The organism is Pauljensenia sp. OF14-1SRA, assembly GCF_027694595.1.
In the GTDB taxonomy this organism is placed as follows: Bacteria; Actinomycetota; Actinomycetes; order Actinomycetales; family Actinomycetaceae; genus Pauljensenia; species Pauljensenia turicensis_B.
Genome location: NZ_JAQEVQ010000001.1, coordinates 160,206 through 178,796 on the forward strand (window position 1 = coordinate 160,206; position 18,591 = coordinate 178,796).

The following is an 18,591-nucleotide window of genomic DNA, read 5'->3' on the forward strand; positions in this document are numbered from 1 at the left end:
GGATGGCGTGGCTTTCGTCGTTGCGCCTCAGGCTTAGTCGATCTTTGCGACGATGGCGCCATCTGATCTCATGGGGGAGTCAACCTCTACGACGTCACCGTCTGCGAGCTGACGACCTCGCCTGGTTTCAACTTTGTGGTTGACGTACACGTCGCCACCCTGGATGAGTTCGCGTGCGAGTCCCCCGTCTTCGGCAAGGTTGGCGAGTTTGAGGAACTGTCCGAGTCTGATGACTCCGCTGACTTCGATGGTGGGGAAGTCTGACATGGACGTTTCCTTTCTGGCGTCTACGATCTTGGGGTGAGTTGTCCTCATTGTGTGCTTCTATGTTCGCGCGTTGGGCGCCGAAGAACCAAATGGGTGTGCCCGCCTATGCTTGGAGTATGGATACTCTGATGCAACGACTGGATCTTCGTGGAACTGTTCTTGAAACGACAGATCTTGCTCATGCGTTGCCTCGTGCTGCGCTGGATACGTCGAAGGCTGCAGATCAGGTTGCTCCGATTGTGAAGCGTGTTCGTGAAGAGGGCGCGCCGGCGCTGTACGACTTGGCTGAAAAGTTTGACCGCGTTCGCCCGGCTTCGCTTCGTGTTCCGCTTCAGGCAATTGCTGATGCTTTGGCGAATCTTGACCCGAAGATTCGCGAGGCGCTTGAGATGTCGATTGCGCACAATCGTATGGGGCATACTCAACAGTTGCCTGCGCCTGCTCAGGTGCAGATTATTCCGGGCGGAACCGTATCCCAGCGTTGGATCCCAGTTGGACGTGTGGGCCTGTATGTTCCCGGTGGTTTGGCTGTCTACCCGTCGTCCGTCGTGATGAACGTGGTGTGTGCGCAGGTTGCGGGCGTGGAGTCTATTGCGTTGGCGTCTCCTCCTCAGTCAGAGTTCGGCGGTCTTCCTCACCCGACAATTTTGGCGGCGTGCGCGTTGCTGGGCATTGATGAGGTCTGGGCGATTGGTGGAGCTCAGGCGATTGGATCCTTTGCCTACGGCGTGACCGATGGTGATGACGTCTTGAAGCCCGTCGACGTGGTGACCGGACCGGGCAACATTTTCGTTGCCGCAGCCAAGCGCCTTGTTCAGGGAAAGGTCGGCATTGACGCCGAAGCGGGAACAACCGAGATCGCAATCCTCGCCGATTCCAGTGCTCACCCGGCATTCGTTGCCGCCGACCTGATCAGCCAGGCGGAACATGACCCGGCTGCAGCATCGGTCCTCGTGACCTCCAGCGAGGAACTGGCTGACGGAGTGGAAGCAGAAATCAAGGTGCAGGCGCAGGCGACAACGCACACCGAGCGTATTCTTACCGCCCTGTCAGGCCCACAGTCCGGTATTGTCCTCGTCGATGATGTGGAAGATGGACTGACTGTCGTGAACGCGTACGGCGCAGAGCACCTGGAAGTCCAGACCGTGAACTCCCGCGATGATGCACTGAAGGTGAAGAACGCGGGTGCCATCTTTGTTGGGTCGTACACGCCGGTTCCGCTCGGCGACTACATTGCCGGCTCGAATCATGTGCTGCCCACCGGTGGCACCGCGCGCTTCGCATCGGGATTGAATGTCACGCAGTACCTGCGTTCCCAGCAGGTCGTGGAATACACGGCCGAAGCACTGGATCAGTTGAGCGACAATCTGAACACGCTTGCGATCGCGGAAAACCTGCCGGCACACGGTCAAGCTGCCCTGATTCGCCGCACAGCTGCCAAAGACGGAGAGTGACACCATGACGATTCTTCCGATTCGGTCCGATCTTAAAGGGCTCTCGCCTTACGGTGCTCCGCAGCTCAACGTTCCGGTGTGTCTGAACGTCAACGAGAACCCGTATTCGCCCTCCGAAAACGTGATTGCCGATATCGCTGAGTCCGTTGCCAAGGTGGCTGCGGGTCTCAACCGCTACCCGGATCGCGACTTCATGGAACTACGTGGCGCGCTCGCGGACTACCTAGAAAAAGAATCCGGTGTTCGTCGTCGTCCGGAACTGATGTGGGCAGCGAACGGCTCAAATGAAGTGATGGTGCAGATCCTGGAAGCATTCGGTGGCCCTGGCAGGACGGCCGTCAGCTTTGCTCCGACGTACTCGATGTACCACGAGTACGCGCGCGACACGAATACCGAGTGGGTGCAGGGGCGTCGCGATGATGACTTTACATTGAACCGCGCGCTCGTCGAAGAAACACTGAAAGCGCAGCGTCCTTCTGTTGTTCTGCTGGCCAGCCCGAATAATCCGACGGGCACAGCGTTGCCGTTCGAGGACATTGAGTGGATCCTGGATATCGCGCGCGAAAGCGGCCCAGAGATTGACGGCCAGACGTCTGCGTCGATCGTCGTCATTGACGAGGCCTACGGTGAATTCCGCAGAACCGGTACACCGTCATCTCTTGAACTCTTGGACGCGAACGAGCACCTCATTGTCAGTCGCACAATGTCGAAGGCTTTCGGCATGGCGGGCCTGCGCCTCGGCTATATGAGCGCCTGCCAAGAAATCATCGACGCGATCATGTTGGTTCGCCTGCCGTACCACCTCTCAGCTCTCACGCAGGCAACGGCGCTTGCTGCTCTGCGCCACACGGAGGAACTGATGGCACAGGTGGCCTCGTTGCGAGCCGAACGTGACCAGCTGGTCACGTGGCTGAAAGACAAAGGCTTCGACGCTGTCGATTCGGATGCCAACTTTGTCCTCTTCGGACGCTTTGATGACCGCGAAGCCATCTTCCAGGCTCTGCTTGATCGCGGAATTCTGATCCGAGTTGTCGGGCCTGAGGGCTGGCTTCGTGTCAGTATTGGAACACCTGAAGAAATCGCCAGCTTCAAAGCAGCACTTGAGGAGATCACGAAATGACGAACACCTTTACTACTCCGCGTACCGCCGTCATTGACCGCGTGACGTCTGAGTCCTCAATCCACCTCGAGCTGAACTTGGACGGAACGGGAAAGAATGACATTTCCACCTCCGTTCCTTTCTATGACCACATGTTGACTGCGCTGTCGAAGCACTCGCTGATTGACCTGACGGTGAAGGCGACGGGCGATATTGATATCGACGTGCACCACACGGTTGAAGATACGGCGATCTGCCTGGGTCTTGCGCTGAAGGAAGCGCTGGGGGACAAGCGCGGTATTCGTCGTTTCGGCGATGCGACTGTTCCGCTCGACGAGGCGCTGGCTCACGCGGTTGTTGACGTCGCGGGACGTCCCTACATTGTGCATATGGGTGAACCTGCCGGTCAGGAATACCACCTGATTGGTGGCCACTACACCGGTTCGATGACGCGTCACGTCTTCGAATCCCTGACCTTCAATTCCGGAATTTGCCTGCACATGAACGTGCTTGCTGGTCGCGACCCGCACCACATCGTCGAGGCCCAGTTCAAGGCGTTGGCACGAGCTCTTCGTGCGGGCGTTGAGCCGGATCCTCGCGTCGACGGAATTCCATCGACCAAGGGTGCGCTCTAAGCCGAGTCGAGCGTAGGTAGCAGGGGAGAGTTATGTCGCGTCGTGATGACGACTTCGATGCCGAGTTCGCGGATCTTGTCGCGTCCCTTGACAGCGAAGATTTAGGCAAGGAAACGCTTGACGGCGAAGTGTATGCCGACGATGTACTGGCGGCACATAATCTGAGAGAAAAGCCCGCTGGCGCAGATACGACGAGCGAGACAGACAACAGGGACGCATCGACCAAGGCGTTGAAAGACCCTGACGATGTTCCGGTTGATGAATCCCTCCATCTTGACGGTGGCAAGCTGTCAGTTGGTTTGGTTCTGGCCCCGATTCCATCGCCTGGCGCGCTTCACTCTCTTTTGGCTCTGTCTGGTTTGAACCTCAGCGTCGTCCGTTTGAAGCCATGGACGGCGATCTGGCAGCGCGTGGAAACTCAGCCGACTGACGAAGAAGAGTTGGATGCGTTGCTTTCCGGCCAGCGTCCCATGCCCGCTCCCATCGACGAGGCCGCCCGCGTTGTTTCACGCCTGTCCAAATATGGGGCGGTTGCAATCATGTCGTGGCTGGTTGAAGGCGATGGGGTTGAACCCGGTGTTTCTGGTCGGATTACAGCCCAGCGTTATGTGAACGGACAGCCGGAAGAGACGATTCCTGCGGGTGTTTTACTTGGTGCAATGCCACAGGCAACCGAGGATCTACTGCTTGGACGTTCGACCCCTGAAGATTACGAGGACTCCGTGTCTGCGGATGGGACGAGCCGTAAGCGTCCGGGCGGTTTCTTTGGCGGATTGTGGAAGAAGTAGACGATGACGCACGTAGTTGTTTTTGATTATGGTTCGGGCAATGTACGCTCTGCGTGCCGAGCTTTGGAACATGTGGGCGCCGATGTTGAACTGACTGCAGATCGTGAAGCAGCATTGAATGCTGATGGCTTGCTGGTGCCTGGCGTGGGCGCGTTCCATGCGGTGATGCGCCAGTTACGCGTAGCTGACGGCGAAAACATTATTGACATGCGTCTTGCTGGCGGGCGCCCGGTGATGGGTATCTGCGTTGGCCTGCAGATCATGTTCTCTTTGTCCGAAGAGAAGGGCGAAGGCGAGGGCCTTGGCCAGTGGCCGGGCGTGGTGAAGCGTTTGGACGCTGAAGTGGTTCCGCACATGGGCTGGTCACCGATTGAAGTGGCTACCGGTTCGAAGCTATTCGCGGGAGTCGAAGACCAGCGCTTCTATTTCGTTCACTCCTACGGTGTCCATGACGATCCGACCGCGGCGTTTGCTGGGGGAGTGACCACCCCACCGTTGACGTCCTGGGCGCGGCACGGAAATTCCCGCTTCGTTGCAGCCGTAGAAAACGGCCCATTGAGTGCAACCCAGTTCCACCCGGAAAAGTCAGGAGATGCCGGTATGACGCTACTGGCAAACTGGCTTGACACACTGAAGTAACTTCACGCAATAAACGATTAAAGGATTTCCATGAACGACCTGATTCTTCTTCCCGCCGTTGACGTTGTCGACGGACAAGCCGTTCGCCTGACCCAGGGTGAAGCTGGTACGGAAACACACTACGGTCACCCGATGGACGCTGCGCGCTCTTTCGCAGATGCTGGGGCAACGTGGCTGCACCTCGTCGATCTGGATGCCGCGTTTGGACGTGGGTCGAACGCTGCGCTACTTGCTGAGATCACCGCGAACGTGGATATGAACGTCGAACTGTCCGGTGGCATTCGCGATGATGAGTCGCTCAAGCGCGCTTTGGGAGCCGGTGCCCGTCGCGTGAACCTTGGTACTGCAGCTTTGGAAAATCCAGAGTGGACCGAGCGAGTCATTAAAGAATATGGCGATCAGATTGCTGTCGGCTTGGACGTGCGTGGAGATACCTTGTCTGCCCGCGGATGGACCCGCGATGGAGGCAATCTTTGGGAGACAATCGAACGCCTGAACAAGGCTGGTTGCGTGCGCTACGTGGTCACTGACGTGACGCGCGACGGCATGCTGTCGGGACCGAACGTTGATCTGCTTGCCCGCGTCTGCGACGCAACCGACGCTAGAGTTGTAGCATCCGGTGGCGTGTCAACGCTGGACGATATTGCCATCCTGCGAGGCCTCGTTGGCGCTGGCGTCGAAGGCGCGATCGTCGGCAAAGCCCTCTACGCCGGCGCATTCACGATCGAAGAAGCCCTGAAGGTTGCGCGGGGACTTTAAACGATGAGCAAAACCACGGATGCACGCCCAATTCCAATTCTCGATGATGCGCAGAAGAGCCGGCTTGCTGCTCGATTGAAGATGATGAATCGCAATCGCGGCGATTCGGGTCAGATTCTCGAAGCGACGAGGCGTGCGCTGGCTCTTGAAGCGGATAGTGATAATGGCGCAGCCAGATTGGAAGCCCTCGCCGATGCTTTGACTCATGATCGCGTGATTGTCCCGATTGCTGTTGAAGAGGATCCACGAGCCACCGGAGGTCACACAGGGCTTGACGGCGACGGGCAGACGCCGACGGACTTTGTTCGCGTTGACTGCCTGGCAGGCAAGGCGATTGCCGTATTCTCTTCGGCCGATCAACTTCGGGCTTTCGATGCTTTAGCCAGACCCACCGCTCTCGCATTCCGAAGCGTTGCCCTTGCTGCGCTGGTGGAAACCGGAGGTCGAGTTGTCATGGATCCTGCCGGGTCCAACGTTGTGATACCACGTCCCGTTGTCGCGGCACTTGCGCAGGGAGACACGTGGTTGCCAGCGTGGAAAGACCAAGAACTCGCCGAAGAGTTGAAGGTGCTCGCGCAGGTAAGCCATAACGGAACCTCGCCGATCGTTGACGTGCAGCTGACCTGCGGGGCAGTCGGAAACGTGACTGTCACCCTGTTTGTCAATGCCAATGCTGATCAACGCGGGCTTAAAAAGTCGCTGATGGAAGCGGTGTCTGCTATCGGAGATTCACAACGTCTTCAGGTATCAGCCGACAGGATTGAAATCGTTCCACGTTGGGTGAGCGTCGCATAGCCCGCACGTCGCATAGCGCGCATGTGAGCGATCCCATCTGCACCGAAGCTACTGAAATTGGTGCGCTATCAGCGCAGATGTTAAAGTTGAGGCAACCGTCTGGGCGAATGCCTGGAATGCAAGCGGAGTTTCCTCCCACCTGGATGCCCGCCTTGGCTTGCCAAGGTCCACGCAATTGGCGTGATGTGAAAGGGGATCGGGTTCTTCGGTAGACGTTTCGACGTCCGCCAAATGGGCTGGCCTCCGTGCGCATGAAGTGCAACGGAGGCCATTTTCGTTGCTCTTCACGAAGTACCGTGGAAGGAGCCACTCATCAGCGAGACTCGCATTAACGAGCGTATCCGAGTTCCTGAGGTTCGCCTTGTGGGACCCGGAGGGGAACAGGTCGGCGTCGTTCGTGTTGAAGACGCCCTGCGCCTGGCCGAAGAGGCCGGCCTTGACCTGGTAGAGGTTGCACCCGACGCTAAGCCGCCGGTTGCCAAGCTCATGGATTACGGCAAGTTTAAGTACGAAGCCGCCCAGAAGGCTCGCGATGCTCGCCGTAATCAGGCGAACACCCAGCTGAAAGAGATCCGCTTCCGCTTGAAGATCGACGACCATGATTTTGGCGTTAAGAAGGGACACGTTGAGCGTTTCCTTTCCCAGGGCGACAAGGTCAAGGTCATGATCATGTTCCGCGGACGTGAGCAGTCCCGTCCTGAAGCTGGCGTTCGCCTGCTTCAGCGCTTGGCCGAAGAGGTTGGTGAGCTCGCAACAGTCGAGTCCATGCCTCGCCAGGATGGTCGCAATATGACCATGGTTCTCGCGCCCACGAAGCGTAAGTCTGATGCTTTGAACGAACAGCGCAAGCGTCGTGAAGCAGAGCGTGAAGAACGACGCGGTAAGCGTAAGGAACGCGCAAGCAAGGACCAGGCACGTAGCGCAAAAGCGGGCACCACGGACAAGACTGACATTGACGTGTAAGCGTTGATGGAACAAAGAAGGAATAGCAAATGCCGAAGAACAAGACGCACTCCGGTGCGAAGAAGCGCTTCCGCGTGACCGGCTCGGGCAAGATCATGCGCGAGCAGGCCGGTGCGCGCCACCTGCTGGAGCACAAGTCCAGCCGCAAGACCCGCCGCCTCGCTACTGACCAGGTCCTTGAGAACGCAGACGTCAAGCGCGTCCGTCGTCTCCTTGGCAAGTGAGCTTCGCAAAAGGAGATTTGAAACATGGCACGTGTCAAGCGTTCTGTTAACGCCAAGAAGAAGCGTCGTACAGTCCTCGAGCAGGCGTCCGGCTACCGTGGTCAGCGTTCCCGCATGTACCGCAAGGCCAAGGAGCAGGTCACTCACTCCTTCGTCTACTCCTACCGCGACCGCAAGGCCCGCAAGGGCGACTTCCGTCGCCTCTGGATCCAGCGCATTAACGCTGCATCGCGCGCACAGGGCATGACCTACAACCGTTTCATCCAGGGCCTCGGCCTTGCTGGTGTTGAGGTCGACCGTCGTATGCTCGCCGAGCTCGCCGTCAACGACATCAACGCATTCAACGCGCTGGTGCAGGTTGCCAAGGATGCTCTGCCGGCAGACGTCAACGCCCCCAAGGCCTGACATACGGTGACTGTGAAGTCCGAGCGCCCGTCCATGCTCGCCAATCCTCACGCTGAACGCGTGAAGAAAGTGGCAGCGTTGGCCGGGCGCTCGGCACGTCGTAAGACGAATCTTCTGCTTGTTGAAGGGCCACAAGCAGTCCGCGAGCTTCTGGCTTTTAGTGGCCAGCATGTTCGCGATGTTTACTTCACTGAAGGTGCAGCGAATCTGCATTCCGACGTGCACGCCCTTGCTTCTTGTGTGACCCGCTGGTGCCATACGGTGACCGATGAGGTCGCTTCTGTAATGAGCCCTGATGCTCAGGGCATTATTGCCGTTGCAACACGTGACGCATTGATGTCCAAGTTGCCAGATAGTGCGCCCCGGCAGACATATGTTGTGCTCGCCCAGGGACGCGATCCGGGCAACGTTGGTACGATCATTCGCACCGCTGATGCGATGGGATGCGCCGGTGTCATCGTCGTTGCGGGCACCGTCAATGTTGCCAGCCCAAAGGTTATCCGTTCCTCCGCAGGCAGTGTCTTCCACCTTCCGCTCGTTGGCGTTGCCTCGTTCGACGAGGCCGCCCAGTTGCTCAAAGCACGTGGTGTGCATCTGCTAGGCACCAGTGGCGGAGTGGGCATCGAAGACCTTGGTCAGGCGATGACTCAGGCAATCGTTGAGGGAACGGGTCCTCTTGCCTCATCTCATGCGTGGGTCTTCGGCAATGAAACGAAGGGCATGAGCCAGGCTGAACTCGATGCGTGTGACACCCTTGTCCGCATCGACATGACCGGTCAGACCGAGTCCCTGAACGTGGCCTCAGCAGCTTCAATGTGTCTTTTCGCTTCTCAGTGCGCGCGCTTGTCCAATGAAGCGCTGAAATAGTGTGCGCGGCCTCGTGAATCAATGAGTGAATCAGGCACCAGCTGTCCTTTCGTCTCTACGAACCAACTAGGCTTGAACCATGACGTTGGTAAGTGAATGCTCGGAATCTGAACTCATTCGTCGCTATCAGGAAGTTCTTCCCGTTGGCGAACGCACCATGATCGGAATCGGCGACGACTGTGCGCAGATTGCAACCCCTGAAGGATCGTTCGTCGTATCGACGGATGTCATCGTCGAAGACCAGCACTTCCACCGGTATTGGTCCGACGCTTACCAGATTGGTGCTCGTATTACCGCGCAGAATCTTGCGGATATTGCCGGTATGGGTGGGTACACCTCATCGATCGTTATCTCTGTTGTGCTCACTCCTGACACCGAAGTCGAATGGCTGATCGACTTGGTTCGAGGTATCGGTGATCGTGCCCGCGAAGTCGGTGCCGGCGTCGTCGGCGGTGATATGTCGGCGGGAGAAAAGATGGTGCTGTCGATGACCGTCATGGGCTGGTGCGAAGGCGATCCCGTGGTGCGTTCGGGAGCGAAACCCGGTGATGTGATCGCGGTGAGTGGTCGAGTTGGCTTCTCGCACGCCGGCTTGGATCTGTTGCTGGGCGAGCACATTGACCCTGCAATTCGTGACGACGAGTCAATGGGGATCATGGCTGAAGCCCTCAACATGTATCGCGCTCCTGAGCCACCGTTGGAGACCGGGCCAGCTGCTGCGCGCGCCGGTGCCCACGCAATGATGGACCTATCTGATGGCATTGCTATGGATGGCACGCGTATGGCGAAAGCGTCTGGTGTGATCATTGACCTCGACCCGACTGCGTTGGAACGCGAAGCAGAACCGTTGCGTCAGCTCGCCGAGATCTGCGGTGTGAACCCGGTGGAATGGGTCGTCTTCGGCGGTGAAGACCACGGCATGATCGCTGCTTTTGGGCCAGATGCGACCATTCCCGAAGGATTCCGCATTGTGGGGCACGTCCGCGAGGTCGGTGAAGGGGAAAACGCGAATATGTTCCTGAACGGCCACGCCTTGCGTGGGAAGTGGGATCACTTCAAGAACGAGTAAGAGGCGTTCGAGGTGAAAAAGTCTGGCTCGCAAGGACATCCTTGCGAGCCAGACTCATAAAGTGTGGTGACCTTTTAACGGTCATCCAACAGGTGCGGGGCTATCAGATAGCGCGCTGAACCTTGTCGGACTTCAGGCACTTGGTGCACACGTTCAGGCGCTTCGGGGTGCCCTCAACAAGGGCGCGAACGCGCTGAATGTTCGGATTCCAGCGGCGGTTGGTGCGAACGTGAGAGTGTGACACGCTCTTGCCGAAGCCGGGTCCCTTACCGCACACGTCACAAACGGCAGCCACGATGATCTCCTCGGTTGTCAAATAGGTTATTCCCGTTTTCACAGGACAGTATTGAGCGGTGTAGTCCACCGCAGGCAACTATGAAAGACTAACGGATTAACGCCTTCAACTCCAAGTTTTGCACCCTTTGTGGGCTGTCAGGTAGCCCACATTCGTTGATAGATCGCGGATTGTGTGCGGCTCGTGGCAGTGTGCGTAGCGGGTTGAAGGCCAGAGCAACGCTTGCAGAATCCTAGCGCGCAGTTTGGTTTCTACATGTGGTTCGTTCTCACCTAGAAATGCGATCAAGAAGCTCAGCGTGAGCCGTGGAATACGAAGCGATAAAAATGCAACGATTGTCGGGCTGAGATGTGTCTGGCGCGCCGAACGCTGATCCCTGAACGATAATGAACGCAAAGCTAAACGGATGGAGCAAGAGTGGAACTGAATGCTGGGACTGTCGCCTCCCTGTTGCGAGTGGCAGCAAATGAATCTGCCACGCTTGCTCAGTTCCTGAACGACCTCGACGGGTGGGACGGCTCAGACTGCGATACTGGCACGAACGCTGCACATACGCTGGCCTCCATGGCAAGCGCCGTCGAACGTCTAGATCCGGTTTCGTCGTTTGCTTCCGGGCTTGAAGCCGGTGTTGACGCTGGCATCGTCCTTGCCCAAGGGCATATTGGCGTCATCATTACTGCTGTTCTTTCCGCATGGTCCAAGGCCCTCAATGGTCCAGGTCAGATCACGCCGATTCAGCTTCGTCGCATGCTGTGTGCACCAAATGCGATCCAATCCGATTCCCATGTCACTGACGTTTTGCGTCGAACCCACCTGTCGAATGCGATCGTGACGGTCTTGGATACAGCCAGAACCGCCGCCACTGATTTGGGCGACACGATTGAATCAAACGAATACCTGGTTTCGTGGTACTCACTCGCAGCTCAAGAAGGCCTGATTGGCGCCACAAATGAGAGAACAGGGCGTATCGACGCAGGCGCATCCGTCCTGACCATCCTCTTCGCCTGCTTTGACTCGGTTGTTTCAGGACAAACATCAGTACTCGAGTCGCTGGCTCATATGCTCAGCGAATTAGCGGAAAACAACGGTGATATCCCCAGTCAGAACGTTCCCGCCCCGAACCGCGCATTCAGTGTCGATATCGTCTGGCAGGCGACTGCAATAGACGCAGACCACTTTTTTACTTCCATTGAGCTCATGGGAGCACGCCTTTCCTGCGTTGGAATGCTTGACCCATTCGGCGTAGGAATGTGGCGCCTACACATCGACACGTCCGCCCCTCTTTCAGTACGCCCCAAGACTGGACGCCTTATCAGATTCCAAGTCGCTGACGCGCGTCCAGATGAGATGCTCGGCGTCGACGAGCTCGCCGAAGAAGGCATTACCCACCGCGGTGTTCGCCTTCTCGAACGGCGACCCATGCGACGAGTCGAACGCGCCCGAGTCCTTGTATGCACCCGAGCTCCCGGATTGATTGAAGATGTCGCCAGAACAGGTGCAATCGTTCTATACAATCCCAGCGCCGAAGACGGGGCGGGAATCATGGAGATTGCCACGTCCTCATCGACGGGCGTCAGTCTGTTCGTGCCGTGCGACGATGAGTCTTCAACACTTGGCACTATGCTTGCCTCTCGTCTGAACGCCCCCCAATCCCTGTTTGACCCCGAGCCTGCAGACGCCACCTCGTCAACCGACTCCATCATTGTGGTGGCGCAGTCGAACGATGAACTGTCAGCGTTCTACGTCGCGCACACATGCGCCGGCTACTTCGTTCCGCAACCCGGCGGGCACACAGTGGGGCCAACAATGGAACGCCTGCTCACCCAAGGGGCGAGCCAAGCGCTTGAAAACCAGGTGACCTATTCGCTCGACTCGGACGATGATCTTGCTATTTCGCAAGTGGTCGCCGACATTGCACGCAGGAACCCCACGCAGTTCCGCCTGCTCCTGTCCGCACACGACGGTCCGGATTTGGTTGGACTGGTCCGGCAACTGGTGATGCACGCTGACTCTCTCCTCGATGACATTGATGTGATCGACGGGGGACAAGCGGGTCGAAGCCTCATAGCGGGTATGTGGGCATGAGCGAACTCGATACCCCACTTTCTCTTCGCCTCCCTGCGCCAACCGCGCGCAAACTCGCAAAAGCAGGGTTTGAAACCGTTGAAGACCTGCTTCTTTGTGCGCCTCGTCGCTACTACCACTGGGGCGCACTGACCCCGATGTCGATGTTGCACGAAGGCGAAGATGTAACGATCCTCGCCCAAGTTGCACGAGCAAACCTCGTTGCAAACCGAAGCCGTCAGGGCGTTCGCCTCGAAGTACAACTGACCGACGGCATTACCACGATGAACGCGACCTTCTTCGCGCACAATGAATACAAACTTGCCGTCCATCAGCGCCTCTTGAAACCCGGAGCCTCATTCCTTTTCGCCGGAAAAGTCGGATCCTACCGCGGTAACCTTTCACTGGTACACCCCAGCTTCGAAGGAATGGATGACGCCAGCGACTCAGCAGAAGAACGCTCCCAACGGCCCATCCCGATCTACCCGACAAGTGGGGGGATCACCAGCTGGATCATGGCACGCAGTATCACCATGATTCTCGATTCTCTGGACGATGAATCGATTGACGATGTGATCCCGGCCGACATCCGAGAACAACGAAAACTACCCAATCGCGCCACGGCTTTGAGGATGCTCCACCAGCCATCTACCGACGACGACTACAAACAGGCGAAAACCACATTCGCGTTCGAGGAAGCTTTCACCCTTCAATGCATCCTGGCCAGGCGACGCTACGGGGAACGCTCTCTAGTTGCGCCTGCTTGTCCGCTCACCTCATCGCACGCAGTCAGTGAATTCATTGCATCGCTTCCCTTCACTCTGACCGACGCCCAATCACGCGCGCTCAAAGAAATTGACGCCGACATGAACCAGACCGTCCCCATGCAACGACTCCTCCAAGGAGATGTGGGTTCAGGGAAGACCGTTGTTGCGCTCGCGGCATTGATTGCGGCGGTTGACGCTGGACACCAGGGTGCACTGGTGGTGCCGACTGAAGTGCTGGCCGGACAGCATCTTGAGTCGATGCGCGCGTTAGCGCAGGGGGTCATGGTCGATGGGAAACCAGTTGATATTCGTCTGTTGACCGGTTCGACACCGCCTGGGGCGCGTCGCGAAATGAGCGCGCTCATTGAAGCGGGGGAGCCACTGATCGTAGTGGGGACTCACGCTTTGTTCTCTGACAGTGTTGCTTTCAAAGACCTCGGCGTTGTTATTGTGGATGAACAGCATCGTTTCGGCGTTGAACAGCGCGATACATTGCGCACCAGCAGCGGGGGGCGTAGCGCGCACCAGCTGGTGATGACGGCGACTCCGATTCCTCGTACGGTCGCGATGACGGTGTTCGGTGATCTGGAAGAGACACGCATGGCGGGGATGCCTGCCGGTCGTACGCCGGTGCAGACGTTCCTTGTTGATAGCGCGAATTCGGTGTGGATGGAGCGCTTGTGGACTCGAGCGCATGAAGAGATTGAGCGCGGTGGGCGTGTCTACGTTGTCTGTCCGCGTATCGACGAAACGGATGAGGTCACCGACGCTGAAGGAGAAGGAGCGAATCGCCCCCCGCTTGCGTCGGTCGAAAAGGTCAGTCAAACCCTGCGCCGTCTTCCCGCTCTCGGAGCGCACCGGATTGAAACGTTGACGGGCCGCACTCCGCCAGCGGAAAAAACCCAGATCATGGAGCGTTTCGCATCCGGAGAATCGCCGATTTTGGTTTCTACGACCGTCATCGAAGTGGGCGTGGACGTCAAGAGTGCGACGATGATGGTGATCGTTGACGCCCAACAGTTCGGCTTGGCGCAGTTGCATCAGTTACGAGGCCGCGTCGGCCGTTCGTCGACGCCATCCGTGACGATGGCGGTTCATCGTAGCGATTTGAATCCGGACTCGATGGAGCGTCTTGAAGCATTTGCATCAACGACGGACGGTTTTGAGCTCGCAGAAAAAGATGTTCAGCTCCGTCGTGAGGGAGATGTGTTGGGAGCCGGGCAGTCCGGTCGCAGTTCGCACCTGCGTTTCCTTTCTGTTCGACGTGACGAACGGATTATTTCCCACGCTCGCAGCGATGCACTGCGGATTATCGAAGAGGATCCGCAGCTGATGAATCATCCGGAGTTAGCGTGTGCTTTGAGGCGCTTGTCGGCTGATTCTCTTGCTTGGATTTCGATGAGCTAAAGGGTGCTACCGTGGTGATCCCTGCGATCCTGGCGTTTTGCTTCGCCCGATAGACTATGGGTCATGACTCGAATCGTTGCAGGCTCAGCCAAAGGTCGCGTGCTGAAAGTTCCCGCGAAGGGGACGCGTCCAACATCGGAACGCGTCCGCGAGGCGCTGTTTTCTCGCCTGGAACATATGAACGTGGTTGAAGACTGTCTGGTTCTTGACCTTTATGCCGGTTCGGGAGCATTGGGGTTAGAGGCCGCGTCACGAGGTGCCTCGCGCGTGGACTTGGTTGAAAAATCGGCACCGGCAGCGCGAATCATTGCTCACAACATCCGCGCAACCGGTCTGAAAGCGCGGGTTCATACCGCCTCGGCGGCCACCTTCTTGGGGGCGCGTGATTTTGAGACGCTCAGTGGAGAGTTTGATCTTGTGTTGCTTGATCCTCCCTATGACGTGAGCGAAGAAGAGGTGGCGGAGGTGCTTTCACGTCTTGGATCGTGGATCACCCCGGATGCGCTTGTCGTTGTTGAGCGTTCCAGCAGGTCACCAGAGCCTTTGTGGCCGGATTTCCTTGTGAAGGAAGATCAGCGGACGTGGGGTGAGACCGTCGCATGGTTTGCCGGTCCGCCCGTGAAAGCCGAAGTAGAGACCGACTTGGATCTCAGGTCAGTTCATTGAGCAATCGTCGTTAATCCCACCCGGCAAGGCTTGGGGGATACTATCGACTTCAATATCCTCGACTTACTAGAACAGGACGACAATGCGAGTTCTTTTTGCGGGATCATTTGATCCCATCACCATCGGCCACGCCGATATCATCACCCGCGCTGCCTCCTTCGCCGACGAACTAGTTGTTGCGGTGGGCATAAACCCTAAGAAGAAATACATGTTCGATCAGGACAAGCGTGTCGACATGGTGAACGCTGTCGTGGGTCAACTGGGGAACGTGCGCACCGTGAAAATGGAAGGGACGTTGATTGACTGCGCGAAGTCGAACGATGTTTCTTTCATCGTTAAGGGCGTTCGTAGGGCAAGCGATGTTGATACCGAGCTTGCCCAGGCCGCGGTGAATCGTGACCTTGGAGGGGTGGAAACTCTGTTTATCCCATCCCGACCAGAGCTGTTGTTGGTGTCCTCGTCAATGGTTCGTGAACTTCTTGACCTGGGATTAAGTGTTTCTCGGTATGTTCCGAACGAAATTGAGCCGTTTGTAGCGCAAAATAGAGCAAAGAAAGGTCACTGAGACCGCTTCAACGATCTGGAGGACACAATGTCGGATCCCGTAACGCCTGAACCCAGCGAAAACGAGACGTGGGATGAGAACACGGTTTACGGACCGTCGACCGTCATTGCTGCTCTCGATCAGATTGAAGCGCTCGTCGAAGAGGCCCGCGCTGTTCCGCTTTCGGCAATGATCATGCTGAACCGTGCGGAGATCCTGGATCTTCTTGACCAAGCACGTGAAGCGTTGCCGGAAGATTTGGTTGCTGCCGACGCTGTTGTTGCTGACGCCGATGCCGTTTTAGGGCGCGCAGATACCGCTGCCGAAACGACTATTGCTGAAGCTAATTCTCGTGCTCAGTCAACTCTGGACGAAGCCGAAGAAAAGGCGAAGCACATCGTCGATTCTGCGAACGAACAGGCTGAACGCACGGTTGCTCGTGCGAACGAAGAAGCTGAGGCTTCCGTAAATCAGGCTCGCTCTGAAGCTGAAGCGATTCTGGTCGACGCTAACGAGCAAGCGAAGCGTCTGGTTTCCAGCGAGAACATTACTCGTATGGCCGAAGATCGTGGTCGTGAGATTGTTGGTCAGGCTCGTAAGCAGGAAGAAGAACTGCGTCTGGGCGCTGACGACTATGTTGCGAAGTCGCTAGCTGAGCTGTCGGGTATGTTGGCGGATCTGCAGCGTCGCACTGAGGCCGGTCGTCGTGCCATCGCGGAGCGCCAGGGCATCGACGTGACTGACATTGATCTCGACAATGAGTGAGCCTCCTCTTGTCATCTCGTTGGTGACACTGTCGCGTCAGATTGGTTCTTTCCGTCACGAGGATCTGCATTGGGTTGCGCCCGATGATTTGAGGACTCCGTCAATGGGGGTTGAACCGGGCACTCCTTTAGATTTTGGGGTTGATCTGACCAGCGTTGATGATGGCGTATTGGTTCGCTTGACCACCAGTGTTGACCTAGTGGGCGACTGCGTGCGCTGTCTGGATCCGGTCAGTGTTCACCATGACATTGATACGTCGGATGTCTTCTTTGAAACGGCTCCCGTGGCTACAGAGGAGGACGACGAAGCCGATGACGTTCGCTTGATTGGTCAGCGTGACACGATCGATCTGGAGCCGATGATTCGCGATTCGATCGTGACGCTGGTGGATGATCGTCCACTGTGTCGGCCTGATTGTGGAGGCTTGTGTGACGTGTGCGGACAGAAGTGGGATGAGCTCCCTGAAGATCATGAGCACTTCCAGGTGGATCCGCGTTTAGCTTCTCTTGCTTGTTTTTTGGATCAGGCCAAAGACAACTAGGACTACTATCGGTGCCCAAGCACGCTAGGGTGGCTCCTCACTGCACAATTGTACGAACAGAAGTTGAAGACGGACGTATGTCGCATAAGAAGAAACTCCCAGTTCCCGCCAACACGGACTACGACCAGCTCATGGAACGTTGGGGATCGAGTATCGATCCTGACCTTCTGCTCCTTGCCCTGACTCATCGTTCATATGCGAACGAAGCCGGGGGGTTGCCGAATAATGAACGCCTCGAGTTCTTAGGGGACGCGGTTCTGTCAGTAACGACCGCGGATCGTTTGTTCCACGACTACCCGGATGTCGCGGAGTCATCTTTGTCGCAGATGCGCGCTTCCACGGTTTCGCAAACTCCGCTGGCGCAGGCTGCTCGTCGTATTGGGCTTGGGGATTTTATTTTCCTCGGCAGAGGAGAGGCCGCTTCTGGTGGCAGTGACAAGGATTCGATCCTTTCCGACACGTTCGAGGCGCTGATCGGGGCGACGTATCTGACGCACGGTATGGAGCACACGCGAGCCGTTGTGCTGGCCAATCTTGAGTTCCTGCTGAGCCAGGCCGAGGTACGAGGATCCCATCATGACTGGAAAACCTTGCTTGTCGAATATGCGAAGGCGCATAACCTTGGCGAAATTCGCTATGAGGTTGAAGGTTCGGGCCCGGATCATAACCGTTCTTTCACTGCGACCGTCTTCGCGTCGAATGTTGAAGAACCGTTGGCTGTTGCCAGCGCATCGTCGAAGAAGCACTCCGAGAGTGCGGTTGCGCAACAGGCTATGGAGCTTCTTTACTCTCGCCTTGGTGACTAAGAGGTGGCCAAAGAATGAAGAATCATCGCAATTTAACCGGTTCTTTGCGACTTCTTGCCCGACCGCTCGATATAGGATCTAGGACTTGTCTAGGATATGACTGTGACTGAAAACCCCAAGAATGCCAAGATTACTCGCGTCATGATCATCGACGATCATGAGATCGTTCGACGCGGTATTGCTGAGATTATTGATCGCGATGATGCCCTTGAGGTCGTTGCTGAAGCAGGTAGCGTCGCTGACGCCGTGCGTCGCGCAGATCTGGTTCGCCCAGACGTTGTTCTGGTTGATCTTCAGCTTCCCGATGGTACGGGTATCGATATTCTGAAGCAGCTTGCGGTTTCGCATCCGGAGATTCTGCCGATCGTGCTTACCTCGTTCGACGATGATGAGGCTTTGGCTGAATCTCTTGAAGCTGGTGCGCACGCTTACGTGTTGAAGACCGTGCGCGGTGCAGAAATCACGGACGTGATTAAGGCCGTTGCTGCTGGTCGTATTCTGCTGGACGAGCGCACGATCACGCGTCGTCGCGCTGACCATGATGATCCGACCGCTGACCTGACTCCGTCAGAGCGCAAGGTTTTGGAACTGATTGGCGATGGTCTGTCGAACCGTGAGATCGGTGAGAAGCTGGGCGTTGCAGAAAAGACCGTGAAGAACCACATCACGTCGCTTCTGTCGAAGATGGGCTTGCAACGTCGCACTCAGGTGGCAGCGTGGGTCGCTGGCCAGCGTGCGGCCGCGTGGAGGAACTAAAGCTTCGTTCTTTCTA

Annotated in this window: 22 protein-coding genes; 20 read left to right on the forward strand and 2 right to left on the reverse strand. The window is 57.1% G+C overall.

Translation table 11 applies throughout. The features are described 5' to 3' along the window. Positions 1-33 precede the first annotated feature (33 nt). Positions 34-267: an RNA-binding S4 domain-containing protein gene (locus PG731_RS00695; RefSeq protein WP_270771491.1), complete on the reverse strand. Its 234-nt coding sequence runs from the start codon at positions 265-267 to the stop codon at positions 34-36. A gap of 116 nt (positions 268-383) precedes the next feature. Between PG731_RS00695 and hisD the strand changes: the two genes are divergently transcribed. The 12 genes from hisD (at position 384) to thiL (ending at position 9,964) form a co-directional block, all read left to right on the forward strand. Further along, complete coding sequence (hisD, locus tag PG731_RS00700; RefSeq protein WP_270771493.1) at positions 384-1,721, forward strand: histidinol dehydrogenase; 1,338 nt, start codon at positions 384-386, stop codon at positions 1,719-1,721. Positions 1,722-1,725: 4 nt separating this feature from the next. Then, entirely contained in the window at positions 1,726-2,841 is a 1,116-nt protein-coding gene (locus PG731_RS00705; protein ID WP_270771494.1) for a histidinol-phosphate transaminase, read from the forward strand. Further along, on the forward strand, positions 2,838-3,455 hold the full coding sequence (hisB, locus tag PG731_RS00710) for an imidazoleglycerol-phosphate dehydratase HisB (protein ID WP_270771495.1): 618 nt from the start codon (positions 2,838-2,840) through the stop codon (positions 3,453-3,455). Before PG731_RS00705 ends, hisB begins: the two co-directional genes overlap by 4 nt. A gap of 32 nt (positions 3,456-3,487) precedes the next feature. Continuing rightward, entirely contained in the window at positions 3,488-4,243 is a 756-nt protein-coding gene (locus PG731_RS00715) for a hypothetical protein (RefSeq protein ID WP_270771496.1), read from the forward strand. A gap of 3 nt (positions 4,244-4,246) precedes the next feature. After that, entirely contained in the window at positions 4,247-4,882 is a 636-nt protein-coding gene (gene hisH, locus PG731_RS00720) for an imidazole glycerol phosphate synthase subunit HisH (protein ID WP_270771497.1), read from the forward strand. 30 nt (positions 4,883-4,912) lie between these two features. Next, positions 4,913-5,641 carry a bifunctional 1-(5-phosphoribosyl)-5-((5-phosphoribosylamino)methylideneamino)imidazole-4-carboxamide isomerase/phosphoribosylanthranilate isomerase PriA gene (gene priA / locus PG731_RS00725; protein WP_270771498.1) on the forward strand — a complete coding sequence of 243 codons (729 nt, stop codon included), beginning with the start codon at positions 4,913-4,915 and terminating at the stop codon, positions 5,639-5,641. Between the two features lie 3 nt (positions 5,642-5,644). Further along, complete coding sequence (locus PG731_RS00730) at positions 5,645-6,436, forward strand: SseB family protein (RefSeq protein WP_270771499.1); 792 nt, start codon at positions 5,645-5,647, stop codon at positions 6,434-6,436. A 363-nt stretch (positions 6,437-6,799) separates the two neighbouring features. Then, on the forward strand, positions 6,800-7,399 hold the full coding sequence (gene infC / locus PG731_RS00735; RefSeq protein WP_243381049.1) for a translation initiation factor IF-3: 600 nt from the start codon (positions 6,800-6,802) through the stop codon (positions 7,397-7,399). Between the two features lie 29 nt (positions 7,400-7,428). After that, entirely contained in the window at positions 7,429-7,623 is a 195-nt protein-coding gene (rpmI, locus tag PG731_RS00740) for a 50S ribosomal protein L35 (protein ID WP_006681662.1), read from the forward strand. A gap of 24 nt (positions 7,624-7,647) precedes the next feature. Further along, positions 7,648-8,028 (forward strand): 50S ribosomal protein L20, encoded by a 381-nt coding sequence (gene rplT, locus PG731_RS00745; protein WP_006681661.1) that lies wholly within the window; start codon positions 7,648-7,650, stop codon positions 8,026-8,028. A gap of 33 nt (positions 8,029-8,061) precedes the next feature. Then, positions 8,062-8,895 carry a TrmH family RNA methyltransferase gene (locus PG731_RS00750; protein WP_442952632.1) on the forward strand — a complete coding sequence of 278 codons (834 nt, stop codon included), beginning with the start codon at positions 8,062-8,064 and terminating at the stop codon, positions 8,893-8,895. A 79-nt stretch (positions 8,896-8,974) separates the two neighbouring features. After that, positions 8,975-9,964: a thiamine-phosphate kinase gene (thiL, locus tag PG731_RS00755; RefSeq protein ID WP_270771502.1), complete on the forward strand. Its 990-nt coding sequence runs from the start codon at positions 8,975-8,977 to the stop codon at positions 9,962-9,964. Between the two features lie 103 nt (positions 9,965-10,067). Here thiL and rpmB read toward each other — a convergent pair whose 3' ends face one another. After that, entirely contained in the window at positions 10,068-10,259 is a 192-nt protein-coding gene (gene rpmB / locus PG731_RS00760; protein WP_006681658.1) for a 50S ribosomal protein L28, read from the reverse strand. A gap of 417 nt (positions 10,260-10,676) precedes the next feature. Here rpmB and PG731_RS00765 point away from each other — a divergent pair, with 417 nt between their 5' ends. From PG731_RS00765 to PG731_RS00800, 8 genes are all read left to right on the forward strand, one after another. After that, positions 10,677-12,344, forward strand: coding sequence for a DAK2 domain-containing protein (locus PG731_RS00765; RefSeq protein ID WP_270771504.1), 1,668 nt, complete (start codon positions 10,677-10,679; stop codon positions 12,342-12,344). Further along, a complete protein-coding gene (locus tag PG731_RS00770) occupies positions 12,341-14,497 on the forward strand; it encodes an ATP-dependent DNA helicase RecG (RefSeq protein ID WP_270771506.1) in 2,157 nt (718 codons plus the stop codon). The genes PG731_RS00765 and PG731_RS00770 overlap by 4 nt, the downstream gene beginning before the upstream one ends. 63 nt (positions 14,498-14,560) lie before the next feature. Beyond that, entirely contained in the window at positions 14,561-15,163 is a 603-nt protein-coding gene (gene rsmD, locus PG731_RS00775) for a 16S rRNA (guanine(966)-N(2))-methyltransferase RsmD (protein ID WP_101627280.1), read from the forward strand. A gap of 82 nt (positions 15,164-15,245) precedes the next feature. Further along, positions 15,246-15,728, forward strand: a complete 483-nt coding sequence (coaD, locus tag PG731_RS00780; protein WP_270771507.1) for a pantetheine-phosphate adenylyltransferase — start codon at positions 15,246-15,248, stop codon at positions 15,726-15,728. A 27-nt stretch (positions 15,729-15,755) separates the two neighbouring features. Next, entirely contained in the window at positions 15,756-16,472 is a 717-nt protein-coding gene (locus tag PG731_RS00785) for a hypothetical protein (RefSeq protein ID WP_101627278.1), read from the forward strand. After that, on the forward strand, positions 16,465-17,013 hold the full coding sequence (locus PG731_RS00790) for a YceD family protein (RefSeq protein WP_270771509.1): 549 nt from the start codon (positions 16,465-16,467) through the stop codon (positions 17,011-17,013). Before PG731_RS00785 ends, PG731_RS00790 begins: the two co-directional genes overlap by 8 nt. A gap of 77 nt (positions 17,014-17,090) precedes the next feature. Continuing rightward, positions 17,091-17,819 (forward strand): ribonuclease III, encoded by a 729-nt coding sequence (rnc, locus tag PG731_RS00795; RefSeq protein WP_270771510.1) that lies wholly within the window; start codon positions 17,091-17,093, stop codon positions 17,817-17,819. 141 nt (positions 17,820-17,960) lie between these two features. Next, the gene (locus PG731_RS00800; RefSeq protein WP_040318714.1) at positions 17,961-18,575 is read left to right on the forward strand and encodes a response regulator; all 615 of its coding nucleotides are present in this window, start codon (positions 17,961-17,963) and stop codon (positions 18,573-18,575) included. Positions 18,576-18,591: the final 16 nt, after the last annotated feature.